Here is a 14,089-nt window from a genome sequence, read left to right as displayed (position 1 = left end):
CTAAAAAAGACAATGAGTAAATTATTACTCCCACTCAATGATTAATTTTTATGCAAGTATATCTAGACTATAGTGCAACTACTCCCACTCGTCCAGAAGCGATCGCTATGATCCAGACAATCTTAACTCAACAGTGGGGTAATCCTTCTAGTTTACATGAATGGGGCAACCGTGGCGCCTTGGTTTTAGAAACAGCGAGAATGCAAGTTGCGGGGTTAATTAACGCTGTTCCTCAAGGGATTATTTTTACTTCTGGGGGAACGGAAGCGGACAATTTAGCGATGATGGGGGTGGCGGGGTGTTATCATGTTCCCCAGCATATAATTATTTCCAGTGTAGAACATTCGGCTATTTCTGAACCGGCGAAAATCTTAGAAAATTGGGGTTGGGAAATTACCCGTTTGGGTGTAAATCATCAAGGAAGAGTCAACCCCGAAGAGCTAAAAGCAGTATTGCGAGATAATACAGTATTGGTATCTGTGATTTATGGACAAAGTGAGGTAGGAACAGTCCAACCTATTGCTGAATTAAGTAAAATAACTGAAATACACGGTGCTTTATTTCACACTGACGCGGTGCAAGTTGCTGGACGTTTACCGATAGATGTACAGGATTTACCAATAGATTTACTAAGTATATCTAGTCATAAATTATATGGTTGTTTGGGAGCAGGGGCTTTATATGTACGTCCGGGGGTGAAATTAAAACCGTTGTTGGTTGGGGGTGGACAGGAGGCCGGACTGCGTTCAGGGACGCAAGCAACCCCAGCTATTGCTGGGTTTGGGGTAGCTGCGGAGTTAGCAGCACGGGAATTAGAGACGGAAAGGGTGAGATTAATGGAATTACGCGATCGCTTATTTGCTATTTTAGCAGATATTCCCAGTTTAATACCCACAGGAGACAGAACTAACCGATTACCCCACCATCTTAGTTTTTATTTAGCAACTGCGGACGGGGAAAAAATCAGCGGAAAAACTTTGGTACGTCAGTTAAATTTAGCAGGTATTGGTATTAGTGCTGGTGCTGCTTGTCATAGCGGAAAATTAAGCCCCAGTCCGATTTTATTAGCAATGGGATATTCTGAAAAAGCGGCTTTGGGAGGAATTAGATTAACTTTAGGAAAACAAACAACAGCAGCGGATATTGACTGGACAGCAATGGTTTTAAAACAGGTTTTACAGAGGTTGAATTAAGAATAACCAGGAAAAGTCAAAACTCTATTGCTCAAAATGTTATTCTTTGCGTGATATACATTCATAATATTCAGCAATGCAGTCAAGTCAGTTATTACCTACCCTTACCAGAACGACGCGGTGCTGAAGAACCAGAACCAGAACCAGAACCAGACTTTTTACCTCCTGCTGTTGTCCGTGACGAAGGCTGTTGAGGGGATTTTTGGGAAACAGAACGAGGACTGCGCGAAGTACCACCAGCAGGGGCTTTACGTCCGTTAGGAATGGGTTCAGCTTTAATTTCCGGGTTGACAGCAAAACCAGCGACGACTTCTTTCGGTAAACGCTGCTGAATTAGTTCCTCAATATCCGCTAATAAATGATGTTCATCAACACAGACGAGGGAAATCGCTTCACCTTCTGCTCCAGCGCGTCCAGTCCTTCCAATGCGATGTACATAATCTTCTGGTACATTCGGTAAATCATAGTTAATGACATAAGGTAATTCGCTAATATCAAGACCACGGGCGGCAATATCCGTTGCTACTAATACCTGTAATGTCCCTGCTTTGAACTTACCTAGGGCGTGGGTTCGCGCTCCTTGACTCTTATTACCGTGAATAGCCAGTGCTTGAATGCGGTCTTCACCCAACTGCTTCACTAACCTATCAGCACCATATTTAGTGCGGCTAAACACTAATACCTGATACCATTTATTTTCTCGAATTAAATGGGAAAGTAATTGTCGTTTCCGCTCCCGGTCTACATGATAAACTTTCTGTGATACTGTGGCTGCGGTGACATTCCGACGTGCTACTTCAATCATTGTCGGGTTATTTAGTAACCCCGCTGCGAGAGTTTTAATTTTATCAGAGAATGTGGCAAAAAATAACAAATTTTGCCGCTGTTTGGGTAAAAGCGAGAGAATGCGCCGGATATCATTAATAAAACCCATATCTAGCATTCGGTCCGCTTCATCTAATACCAACACTTCCACACGAGATAAATTCACAGTTCCCTGTTGAACATGATCTAGTAGTCGTCCGGGGGTTGATACTAAAATATCTACACGGGTTCTCAATTTCTGTTTTTGGGGACCAATACTGACTCCCCCAAACATGACCATGGAATTGAGATTTAAGTATTTACCATAGTCGCGGACGCTTTCTTGTACTTGTGCTGCAAGTTCTCGCGTAGGGGTAAGAATTAATGCCCGAATTGTTGAAAATCCGTTAGTATTGTTTTGAACCTTGTGAGTAGATAACTTATGTAGCAGCGGTAGAGTAAAGCTGGCGGTTTTACCAGTACCCGTTTGCGCTCCAGCTAAAATATCACCACCGGATAATACTACAGGGATAGCCTGTTTTTGAATTGGTGTAGGCTGATTATATCCTCGCTCAGTGACAGCACGGACAATTTCAGGGGACAAGCCGAGATCAGAAAAAGACATATAACTCCAGAAATAACATCGGCCTGTCGCCGGTCACGGCTTCAGTCTTAGGCGGACGAATGGTTTAAAATACTCAATGGGCAGCAAGCACCAAGACTAGGGGCAAATGCCATAATCCCCTATGATAGCAGAATTCAATAACTATAGTGAGAGAATTAAATATTCACCCAGCGACTTTGTAAGACTTTGTAAACTATGGCTGAACTACCTAAAACCCTAGAAGATGCGATCGCTCAGTCCTGTGAAGCGGTAAAATCAGCTGTAGCTGATGGTATAATGCGGATTCAAGTTGAGTTATTATTTCCAGAACTCAAATTCATGACAGTTGCAGAACAGTTTCTCCCTTTATTTACTGAATATGAATCCGGTCTAAAAGTCTTCTTTGCTGACGCGGGTGCGGCTGCTTTAGCTCGTCGTGACTGGACATCAGCAGAGTCTAACTTAGGCATTAATCTTGTACGCGAGAAAATTTTAGATATCGGTACAGGTAGGGCTGCTTCCTTAGCAGCGAAAATTCAGCCAGAAGATGAAATTTTCCTGTTTATTGCCCCAACATCGGTAGAAGTACCACAATTAGAAAAGCTGTGTGAAATTATAGGGGAACGCCCCGTAATTATGTTAACTCCCCGGTTGGAAGATTCTAGTATCGTCGGTATTGGTTACACAGCCAGGGAAACCCGTCGTCGCTTTATTAGTACCATTGAATCTTCTTACTATATCCGTGCTGTAGATGATCAATCTGCCCTATTTCGTTGCTATCCTGGACAATGGGAAGTATGGTTAGAAACAGAGGGAGAATATCAAAAAGTTGCGGAACTCCCTAAAAAACCATCTGGTGACGAATTAGACGCGATTCTTATGGGGGGACAAAAGGAAAACACCAGCGACGGGACACCTACTAAAAAACCCAGTCTATTTAAGAGTTTACAGCGGTTCATTAAAGCTTTAAGCAATTAGAATCACGTAGTGATGGGAAAATTGGTGAATACCTAATTACCCATTACCAATTACAACAACCAATTCCTCCATTATTGAATTTAAAGATGAAATTAATTTGTTCCCAAAGTGATCTCAGTAGTAATCTTTCCCTTGTCAGCCGTGCAGTTCCATCTCGACCAACCCACCCGGTACTTGCTAATATATTATTACAGGCCGATGCCCAAACTAATCAAGTTAGTTTAACAGCCTTTGATTTGAGTTTAGGTATTCGTACTAGTTTTAGTGCTGAGGTATTAGAAAGTGGGGAAATTGCTCTCCCGGCCAAACTACTTGTAGATATCACCTCTCGTTTACCAGAAGGGGAAATCACCCTTGATGATCAATCAGGGGACAGCAGTGGAGAAGGTATACTTGTAACACTAAAACCCAGAAGTGGACGTTATCAAGTGCGGGCTATGGGTGCGGAAGAATTTCCCGAATTACCCGTAATTGAAAACGCTGAAGCAATTACCCTTACCACTGCGGCACTTATTGAAGGCTTAAAAGGTTCTTTATTTGCTACTAGTTCAGATGAAACTAAGCAAGTTCTCACAGGTGTACATTTAACATTAAAACAGGATACATTAGAATTTGCGGCTACCGATGGACACCGTTTAGCAGTCCTAGAAACCACAAATGAGCGTTCTGTTGAGGGTAGCGAACAAGTAGAAGTGACAGTACCAGCGAAAGCATTACGGGAACTACAAAGGATGTTAGGGCATAATTCCGCATCTGAAGAAACAGTAGATGTATATCTTGATCACGGTCAAGTTGTATTTGCTTGGGCATTTCAACGTTTAACAAGCCGGACATTAGAAGGACAATACCCCGCTTATCGGCAATTAATCCCCCGACAATTTGAACGACAAGTAACATTAGAAAGAAAGCAATTTATCAGCACTTTAGAACGAATTGCTGTGTTAGCAGACCAGAAAAATAATATTGTCAAAGTTAGCATTGATAATGCTAATCAAGAAATTACTTTATCTTGTGAAGCGCAAGATGTAGGTAGTGGAACAGAATCAATACCGGCGCAAATTTCGGGAGAAAATATAGACATTGCTTTTAATGTTAAATATCTCATGGAAGGCTTGAAAGAACTACCATCTTCAGAAATTCAAATGCACCTAAATCAAAGTTTAACTCCAGTTATTTTCACTCCCTTGGGTGGTTTAAAAATGACTTATTTAGCTATGCCCGTACAACTGAGAAATTAGATTTTATTTGTTAGAGAACGTATGTTTATCCGTTCCCTAACTTTTTTCTAATTCCCCTTGATAATATCTACTCTTGACGAGAAAAATTTTATTGCTTTTTTCACCTTGGTACTAAAAATAATCCATGGTGCCATTGTCATTATATGATAATTATCAGTCTATTAGTCCCAAAAAATACTTAGCTTGTGCTGAAGAAACAATTATAGTTACAATAACCCTGTTCGGTGCAAATACCTTTTTGGAGTTGATAATGACATTAATAACCACAACCTCACCTCAGCCGTTGACAGACACAGAAATCAGCAAAATTAATGCATATTGGCGTGCCGCTAACTACCTTTCTGTTGGACAAATATACCTGCTTGATAATCCCTTACTGAAAGAAACCCTCAAACAAGAACACGTCAAACCCCGACTATTGGGACATTGGGGAACTACTCCAGGACTAAATTTGATTTATGCCCATTTGAACCGAGTTATAAAAAAATACGACCTCAACGCCATTTATATCGCTGGACCAGGACATGGTGGACCGGGACTTGTCGCCAATACATACCTAGAAGGAACATATAGCGAATATTACCCTAATATCTCTCAAGATGCTGAAGGAATGCAAAAATTATTTAAGCAATTTTCCTTTCCTGGTGGTATTCCTAGTCATGTCGCTCCTGAAACCCCCGGTTCTATCCACGAAGGGGGAGAATTAGGCTATGCTTTAGTTCACGCTTATGGTGCAGTATTTGACAACCCTGATTTAATTGTAGCTGCGGTTGTGGGTGACGGAGAAGCGGAAACTGGACCTTTAGCTACTAGTTGGCATTCTAACAAATTTATTAACCCTGTTACTGATGGTGCGGTGTTACCAATTCTGCATTTGAATGGTTATAAAATTGCCAACCCTACAGTATTAGCACGGATACCTGATGCAGAGTTAGAAAGTCTATTTATCGGCTATGGTTATAAACCATACTTTGTCGAAGGTGCAGATCCTACGGAAGTTCACAAACAAATGGCGGCGGTGTTAGATACAATCATTCCTGAAATCCAGGGTATTCAACTAGAAGCGCGAGTACATGGGGTTCAACAAAGACCACAATGGCCAATGATTATCCTCCGCACTCCTAAAGGTTGGACAGGTCCCAAGGAAGTAGACGGGAAGAAAACAGAAGGTTATTGGCGATCGCACCAAGTCCCTTTTAGTGATATAGCTGGTAAACCGGAACATCTGCAACTATTAGAAGATTGGCTCAAAAGCTACAAACCAGAAGAACTATTTGATACCAATGGTCAACTGATTCCCGAACTCGCAGAATTAGCTCCCCAAGGTCAGCGTCGCATGGGAGACAATCCCCACGCAAATGGCGGAATTTTGCTGCGTGATTTGAAAATGCCTGATTTTACCAACTATGCCGTAGAAGTACCTAAACCAGGAACAATTAACGCTGAAGCAACAAAAGTTACTGGTAAGTTTCTCCGCGACATCATGAAACTAAACGACGAGAGCCGTAACTTCCGCGTTTTTGGTCCTGACGAAACGGCATCAAATCGTCTAGACCCTTTATTTGAAGTGACAAATCGCGCTTGGGATGCGGAAACTCTCCCCGAAGATGACCATTTAGCTCCCGACGGTCGAGTTATGGAAATCCTCAGCGAAACCAACTGTCAAGGGTGGTTAGAGGGATATTTGTTAACAGGTCGTCATGGTTTCTTCTCCTGCTATGAAGCCTTTATTCACATCATTGATTCAATGTTCAACCAACACGCTAAATGGTTGAAAACAACCCGTCACATTACCTGGAGAAGACCAATTGCATCTTTAAATTATCTTCTCACTTCTCATGTTTGGCGGCAAGATCATAACGGTTTTTCTCACCAAGATCCGGGTTTTATTGATCATGTAATTAATAAAAAATCCGAGATCATTCGTGTTTATCTTCCCCCAGATGCGAACACCTTGCTATCAGTAACCGACCATTGTTTAAAAAGTCGTAACTATGTCAATGTCATTGTAGCAGGTAAACAACCCGCATTACAATATTTAGATATAGATTCAGCTATTAAACACACTACTAAAGGTTTAGGAATTTGGGAATGGGCTAGTAATGACCAAAACAGTGAACCAGATGTAGTTATGGCTTGTGCTGGGGATATTCCCACCTTGGAAACCTTAGCAGCAGTGGATATTTTACGTCAAAATTTCCCAGATTTAAAAGTGCGAGTTGTGAATGTTGTTGATTTAATGACACTACAACCAAAAAGCGAACATCCTCACGGTTTAAGTAATAAAGACTTTGATACAATTTTCACAACTGACAAACCAGTTATCTTTGCATTTCATGGTTATCCTTGGCTAATTCATCGTCTCACTTATCGGCATACAAATCATCAAAATATTCATGTCCGTGGTTATAAAGAAGAGGGAACAACAACCACACCTTTTGATATGGTGGTCATGAATGATCTAGATAGATTCCACTTAGTTATGGATGTCATTGACCGTGTACCAAAGTTAGGTTATCAAGCAGCTTATGTTAAGCAAAAATTGCAAGATAAGTTGATTTCACATCAGCATTATATCCAGAAACACGGTGAAGATATGCCAGAAATCCGTGATTGGACTTGGCCATATTAATAATTGAGTCATTCTGGGTTGAGTGAGATACAAAAACCCCACCCCCAACCCCCTCCCCGCAAGCAAGGAGGGGGCTATGACTGTATATCATGCAAGTGCATACCGCTATGATTACAAACAGCAATCCAAATTTCACAAACTAGACAATCATGAGATCAAGATTATGTTAGATTATACAATCAGTTTTGGCAACATATTTCAAGATTTAGGATTTGCTAATGCAGAAGAAAAACTAGCCAAAGTTAAATTAGCTTCTGTTATTGCTGATATTTTAGAACAACAACAAATCACACCTCAACAAGCCGCACAAATTTTAGGATTAGAACTTGAACAAATAAATAATTTAACTAACGGTATTCTCAAAGATTTTACAATTGAAAATTTATTAAGTTATTTAATTAAATTAGGTCAAAATGTAGAAATAATGGTAACAAATCAACAGCCAGATAAATCTCAACCCAAAATTAATGTTGTCTATCAAAAAATTGCTTAATGCTAGTTGATGTTTAATTTTTGAAAAAATCTGATATAATTAGATCAAGCCTTTAGTTATAGGTTGAGATGATCATGGAAACAATCACTAAAAAAAATATAAAAAAATATATTTATTGGCAAGACGAGGATATGTTTATCGCTTACTTAGAAGAATCTCCTGATTATTGGACTCAAGGAAATTCCTTAGAACAACTCCAGGAGAATTTATTGGACTTATATCACGAATTTGACCATAATAATATTTAAAAATGTTACAAAACTCTTAATTTTTCTTTATTGAGATTAGTAAATTTCCAAGTTGAGGTAAATCAAATATGACACAGGAATTAATAGACCTCAGAAATAGTATTTTAGAACAACGTTACAGCGATGCTTTGGCTATTGTTGATGAATTAGAGGGGATGAGTAAACAAGCCATTTTACGGAATATTCAAGCATTTTTGAGAATTTTGTTAATTCATTTGATTAAAAACAAAATAGAAGACCGATTAACTAATTCTTGGGTTGCTTCTATTCGCAATTCATTGATAGAAATTAAAAAAATAAATCTCAAAGAAAATAAAAAATCCTATTATATCAATCAAAATGAATGGGATAGTTGGTTAGAGGATGAAATTGAATTAGCAATAGCTGACGCTAGTTTAGAAGTCATGAGTGGAAAATTCAAGCGTCAGCAACTTTCCCAAATGTTAAATAAACCACAACTAATATTAACTGCAACTGAGTTAATTAACTTTACCTATAATTATCAAATTAGAGAATTACCAGATATTATTGATGATTATTTAGGTAATTTACCCGGTGGTGAAGATTGGAAGTTAGGGAAAAGGTAATCAATATGACCCAGGAATTAATAGACCTCAGAAATAGTATTTTAGAACAACGTTATAGTGATGCTTTGGCTATTGTTGATGAATTAGAGGGGATGAGTAAAAAAGCCATATTACGACAAATTAAGTCTTTTTTAAAAGTGTTGTTAATTCATTTGATTAAAAATCAAATTGAGAAAAGATTAACAAATTCTTGGGTTGCTTCTATTCGTAATTCATTAATAGAAATTCAAGATATTAATCTCAAAGAAAATCAAAAATCCTATTATATCAATCAAGATGAATGGGATAGTTGGTTAGAAGATGCAGTTGAATTAGCTATAGCTGATGCTAGTTTAGAAATAATGAATGGAAAATTGCCAAGACAACAAATTTCCCAAATGTTAAATAAACCACAATTAATATTAACTGCAACTGAGTTAATTAACCTTACCTATAATTATCAAATTAGAGAATTACCAGATATTATTGATGATTATTTAGGTAATTTACCCGGTGGTGAAGATTGGAAGTTAGGGAAAAGGTAATCAATATGACCCAGGAATTAATAGACCTCAGAAATAGTATTTTAGAACAACGTTATACCGATGCTTTAGCTATTGTTGATGAATTAGAGGGGATGAGTAAAAAAGCCATATTACGACAAATTAAGTCTTTTTTAAAAGTGTTGTTAATTCATTTGATTAAAAATCAAATTGAGAAAAGATTAACAAATTCTTGGGTTGCTTCTATTCGCAATTCATTAATAGAAATTCAAGATATTAATCTCAAAGAAAATCAAAAATCCTATTATATCAATCAAGATGAATGGGATAGTTGGTTAGAAGATGCAGTTGAATTAGCTATAGCTGATGCTAGTTTAGATGTTTTCGGTGGGATGTATAATGAATTTCAATTAGCGGAAATGGTCAATAGAGCAGAGGTAATTTCTATCGCTAGGAAATTTTTGGAATTGATTTATGTATATTCTGTTAAAGATTTACCAAAAGCTATTGCTGAACTTTTAATTCAGTTACCTGGTGGTGAAAATTGGAAGTTAGGGAAAATGTGAAATATTAATTTAATATACATACAGCAGTTACCGCTATTATAAAGTACAAATATTAGTGATAAAACTCTTGTGGTGCGGGCATCTTGCCCGCATAATACGTACCTCACTCAAGCTAAACTTGCTGTAAGACTTACTCACAATTCAGGAAGGAATTAACCACGAAGGAACGAAAAAAACGAAGATCAGAGGGTTTTAGAAATATTTTCGGTAAGTCATAACAAATATACAGATATTTCAATAATGTATCGGATCATGCAAATAACCAATGACTAATAATTAAACCTTAAAATATGCCAGTTAAATCAACTTTATGCCTTTTGTAACTGTAAGAATTAACTAAGTCGGACTAGAATTAACCCGGCCAGTTATTGCTGAAGTTCCTAATACGGGAGGTTTAATTTTGACTAAGTTAAAAGTTGGTATTAATGGATTTGGTCGTATTGGTAGACTTGTGCTACGCGCTGGTTTGAATAATCCTCATATTGAGTTTGTAGGAATTAATGATTTAGTTCCTCCCGATAATCTTGCGTATCTTCTTAAGTATGATTCTACTCACGGTAGATTAAAAAGTCAGATTGAAGCTAAAGAAGACGGTATTATTATTGACGGTCATTTTATCCCTTGTGTATCTATGCGAAATCCTGCGGAACTACCTTGGGGTAAGTTTGGTGTAGATTATGTTGTTGAATCTACGGGACTTTTTACTGATTATGCTGGGGCTGAAAATCATCTTAAAGCTGGTGCAAAACGGGTTGTAATTTCTGCACCAACAAAAGAACCGGAAAAAGTAAAAACTATGGTGATGGGTGTAAATCATCACTTGTTTGACCCCGTTAAAGATTTAATTGTCTCTAATGCTAGTTGTACTACAAATTGTTTAGCCCCTATTGCTAAGGTCATTAATGATAATTTTGGTTTAGCTGAAGGTTTAATGACTACGGTTCACGCTATGACGGCAACTCAACCTACAGTAGATGGTCCTAGTCGTAAAGATTGGCGTGGTGGACGAGGTGCGTCTCAAAATATTATTCCTTCGGCTACGGGGGCTGCTAAAGCGGTGGCTTTGGTATTACCAGAATTAAAGGGTAAATTAACTGGTATGGCTTTTAGAGTTCCTACTCCTGATGTTTCTGTAGTTGATTTAACTTTTAAAACTACTAAAGCTACTTCTTACAAAGAAATTTGTCTAGCAATGAAAAAAGCTGCGGAAGGTAATTTAATTGGTGTGTTAGGTTACACAGATGAAGAAGTAGTATCTACAGACTTTCAGGGTAATTGTCATTCTAGCATTTTTGATGCAGGAGCGGGAATTGAACTTAATTCTAATTTTTTTAAGGTTGTGTCTTGGTATGATAACGAATGGGGTTATTCTAACCGTGTTGTTGATTTAATCTTATCAATGGCGAAAAAAGAACAATTAATTTAGATAATTATTCATTGTTAATTGTTGACAATCAATTAGCATTGTTTGCCTATCCATAGTTAATTGTTGTAAATAAGGGCTTAATGGGGTGTGCTACTTTACCATTATTCCTTACACAATTATGCGTCGCACTAAAATTGTTTGTACTATCGGACCTGCTACATCTTCACCTGAAAAATTAGAAGCTATAGTCAGAGCGGGAATGAATATGGCGCGGTTAAATTTTTCTCATGGTGCTTATGATGCTCACGCTCAGGTTTTTCAAAATTTACGGCGTATTGGTAATGACTTAAACAAACCTATTGCTATAATGCAAGATTTGTGTGGTCCAAAAATTCGTTTAGGAAAATTACCACCAGAAGGGTTAATGTTAGAGCCTGGTAGTGAAGTGACATTTCTTTTACAAGAAAAGGGTGAAAGTGTTGATGAGTTACCCTTACCGCTACCAACTTTATTCGCTATGATGCGATGTGGTGAACCAATTTTAATTAATGATGGTCGAGTAAAATTAACCGTTACTAGTCGTGACGCTGATAAAATTCGCGCTCATGTTAATATTGGCGGTTTGGTTTCTTCTCATAAAGGTGTAAATTTACCCGCAACTCCTTTACCTCTAAGTTCGATTACCGAAAAAGATTTAATGGATTTGCGCTTTGGGATACAATTAGGTGTAGACTGGGTGGCGGTTTCTTTTGTACGCTCTCCTCAAGACCTCGAACCTGCACGGAGAATGATTGAGGGTGCTGGTTCAAAAATTCGTCTAATTGCTAAAATTGAGAGAGCAGAAGCAGTAGAACAGTTAGATGCTATTCTAGAAGTTGCTGACGGAATTATGATTGCTCGTGGTGATTTAGGGGTAGAAGTACCTATTTATCAAGTTCCGCTAATTCAAAAAGAAATTGCGCGTCGTTGTAATCAAGCTGGTAAACCGGTAATTACAGCTACGCAAATGCTAGAATCAATGATTAGTGCGCCAGATCCTACTCGCGCTGAAGCTACAGATGTTGCTAATTCTATTTTAGATGGCACAGATGCGGTTATGTTATCTGGAGAGACAGCCATGGGTGAATATCCTATTGCAGCAGTGCAAACGATGCACAATATTGCACTACAAACAGAAACAGCATTACAAGAGGGAAATAGACATTCTTGGGTACCGAAAGCCGGTAGTTTGACAGTGACAGAATCAGTGTCTCAAGCGGTATGTCGCATTGCTTATGAAACTGGTGCTAAAGCAATTTTGTGTAATACCACGTCGGGAAGTACAGCCAAACTGGTTTCTAAATACCGTCCCAGCACACCAATTATTGCCCTTACCTCTGATTGTACCGCCTACCGTCAATTGGCTTTATCCTGGGGTGTAGAACCCCTACTCATTCAACCTGTTCGCAATGCGGAAGAAATGTTTATTAATGTGGTAGACACAGTTGTCAATAGTGGTTTAGTTAAGGAGGGAGATAAGGTTGTGATTACCTCTGGTGTCCCCATTGGTACACCTGGAACAACCAATTTAATTAAAGTGCATTCTATTGGACAGCCAATTATGCCTTGACACCTCTAAAATGGGTAGTTGATAATTCCTAATTGGGAAATCCTAATTCCCTAATTCTCTGTTTCCTGTTCCTTGTTCCTTGACCACTGACCACTGACCACTGACTACTGACCACTGACATTGGAGTATGTTATGCCTAAGAACTTACTAGAAGCACTACGGGCAGTAACCGTTGTGGTAGCGGATACCGGAGACATTCAAGCGATTGAAAAGTTTACACCTCAAGATGCTACTACCAATCCCTCACTGATTACTGCTGCGGCGCAAATGCCGGAATATCAGGATATAGTTGACCAAACGCTGCTTAAAGCTAAAAAAGATGCTGGTGTAGGTGCTAGTCAAGCACAGGTGGTATCTCTGGCTTTTGACCGTTTGGCGGTATCCTTTGGATTAAAGATTTTGCAAATTATCCCCGGTCGTGTGTCTACAGAGGTAGATGCGCGGTTATCTTATGATACAGATGCAACTGTAGCAAAAGCCCGGAATTTGATTGGTCAGTATCAAGCCGCTGGTGTTGCCAAAGAGCGGGTTTTGATTAAGATTGCAGCTACTTGGGAAGGTATAAAAGCTGCGGAAATTTTGGAAAAAGAAGGTATTCACTGTAACTTAACTTTACTGTTTGGTCTGCATCAAGCGATCGCCTGTGCGGAAGCTGGTGTAACGTTGATTTCTCCTTTCGTTGGTCGGATTCTTGACTGGTATAAGAAGGATACAGGCCGGGATAGCTACCCGCCAGCGGAAGATCCAGGTGTATTATCTGTCACCACCATTTATAACTACTTTAAGAAGTTTGGTTATCAAACTGAGGTGATGGGTGCTAGTTTCCGTAATATGGGCGAGATTACTGAATTGGCTGGTTGCGATTTGTTAACTATTTCTCCCGGTTTGTTGGCAGAATTGCAAAATACTGTAGGGGAATTACCCAGGAAACTTGATCCGGCAAAGGTAGCGGATTTATCAATTGAGAAAATTTCCATTGATCAAGCGACTTTTGAGCAAATGCACAATGGCGATCGCATGGCTTCTGATAAACTAGCAGAAGGTATTGATGGTTTTACCAAGGCTTTGATTTCCTTGGAACAACTATTAGCTGAAAGATTGACTCGTTTGGAAAGTCAGAAAGTCACCGCTTAATCAATGTCGGTGCTTTGAAACTCCTGTAGAGATGTTCCATGGAACGTCTCTACATCTGTTTTTAGTTTTTGATGATGGTCGAATAAATCCCCCTTGAGCAAGAAATTTTCCCCCAAACGGGCTACTAGATGGTATAAATTGCCATTCAAAATCGG

The 14,089-nt window shown here is 38.8% G+C and carries 13 protein-coding genes; 12 read left to right on the top strand and 1 reads right to left on the bottom strand.

The genetic code is table 11. The features are described 5' to 3' along the window. The first annotated feature begins 50 nt into the window (after positions 1 to 50). Positions 51 to 1,193, top strand: coding sequence for a cysteine desulfurase family protein (locus tag H6F39_RS03045; protein ID WP_190396193.1), 1,143 nt, complete (start codon positions 51 to 53; stop codon positions 1,191 to 1,193). A 94-nt stretch (positions 1,194 to 1,287) separates the two neighbouring features. Here the strand turns inward: H6F39_RS03045 and H6F39_RS03040 are convergent, their stop codons facing one another. Beyond that, positions 1,288 to 2,622 (bottom strand): DEAD/DEAH box helicase, encoded by a 1,335-nt coding sequence (locus tag H6F39_RS03040; RefSeq protein WP_190372057.1) that lies wholly within the window; start codon positions 2,620 to 2,622, stop codon positions 1,288 to 1,290. A gap of 195 nt (positions 2,623 to 2,817) precedes the next feature. Here H6F39_RS03040 and H6F39_RS03035 point away from each other — a divergent pair, with 195 nt between their 5' ends. The 11 genes from H6F39_RS03035 to H6F39_RS02985 all read left to right on the top strand — a co-directional run bounded on the left by H6F39_RS03035 (position 2,818) and on the right by H6F39_RS02985 (position 13,934). Next, positions 2,818 to 3,579 (top strand): DUF1995 family protein, encoded by a 762-nt coding sequence (locus H6F39_RS03035; protein ID WP_137908355.1) that lies wholly within the window; start codon positions 2,818 to 2,820, stop codon positions 3,577 to 3,579. Between the two features lie 86 nt (positions 3,580 to 3,665). Then, positions 3,666 to 4,817, top strand: coding sequence for a DNA polymerase III subunit beta (gene dnaN, locus H6F39_RS03030; protein WP_137908356.1), 1,152 nt, complete (start codon positions 3,666 to 3,668; stop codon positions 4,815 to 4,817). A 250-nt stretch (positions 4,818 to 5,067) separates the two neighbouring features. Next, positions 5,068 to 7,449, top strand: a complete 2,382-nt coding sequence (locus H6F39_RS03025; RefSeq protein ID WP_190372056.1) for a phosphoketolase — start codon at positions 5,068 to 5,070, stop codon at positions 7,447 to 7,449. Positions 7,450 to 7,612: 163 nt separating this feature from the next. Further along, entirely contained in the window at positions 7,613 to 7,942 is a 330-nt protein-coding gene (locus H6F39_RS03020; RefSeq protein WP_190372055.1) for a helix-turn-helix domain-containing protein, read from the top strand. Positions 7,943 to 8,016: 74 nt separating this feature from the next. Continuing rightward, complete coding sequence (locus H6F39_RS03015) at positions 8,017 to 8,190, top strand: type II toxin-antitoxin system HicB family antitoxin (protein ID WP_190396192.1); 174 nt, start codon at positions 8,017 to 8,019, stop codon at positions 8,188 to 8,190. 68 nt (positions 8,191 to 8,258) lie between these two features. Then, positions 8,259 to 8,777 (top strand): DUF29 family protein, encoded by a 519-nt coding sequence (locus H6F39_RS03010; RefSeq protein WP_137908359.1) that lies wholly within the window; start codon positions 8,259 to 8,261, stop codon positions 8,775 to 8,777. A gap of 5 nt (positions 8,778 to 8,782) precedes the next feature. Beyond that, positions 8,783 to 9,301 carry a DUF29 family protein gene (locus H6F39_RS03005; protein WP_190396191.1) on the top strand — a complete coding sequence of 173 codons (519 nt, stop codon included), beginning with the start codon at positions 8,783 to 8,785 and terminating at the stop codon, positions 9,299 to 9,301. Positions 9,302 to 9,306: 5 nt separating this feature from the next. Next, positions 9,307 to 9,825: a DUF29 family protein gene (locus H6F39_RS03000; RefSeq protein WP_190396190.1), complete on the top strand. Its 519-nt coding sequence runs from the start codon at positions 9,307 to 9,309 to the stop codon at positions 9,823 to 9,825. 400 nt (positions 9,826 to 10,225) lie between these two features. Beyond that, positions 10,226 to 11,251 carry a type I glyceraldehyde-3-phosphate dehydrogenase gene (gene gap / locus H6F39_RS02995; protein ID WP_137908361.1) on the top strand — a complete coding sequence of 342 codons (1,026 nt, stop codon included), beginning with the start codon at positions 10,226 to 10,228 and terminating at the stop codon, positions 11,249 to 11,251. A gap of 118 nt (positions 11,252 to 11,369) precedes the next feature. Continuing rightward, a complete protein-coding gene (pyk, locus tag H6F39_RS02990; RefSeq protein ID WP_137908362.1) occupies positions 11,370 to 12,800 on the top strand; it encodes a pyruvate kinase in 1,431 nt (476 codons plus the stop codon). Positions 12,801 to 12,932: 132 nt separating this feature from the next. Further along, on the top strand, positions 12,933 to 13,934 hold the full coding sequence (locus H6F39_RS02985) for a transaldolase (RefSeq protein ID WP_190372051.1): 1,002 nt from the start codon (positions 12,933 to 12,935) through the stop codon (positions 13,932 to 13,934). The last annotated feature ends 155 nt before the right edge of the window (positions 13,935 to 14,089 follow it).

The organism is Dolichospermum sp. FACHB-1250, from assembly GCF_014696335.1.
GTDB lineage: Bacteria > Cyanobacteriota > Cyanobacteriia > Cyanobacteriales > Nostocaceae > Dolichospermum > Dolichospermum planctonicum.
The sequence above is the reverse complement of the archived record's forward strand: the minus strand, read 5'-3'. Positions and strand labels throughout refer to the sequence as shown.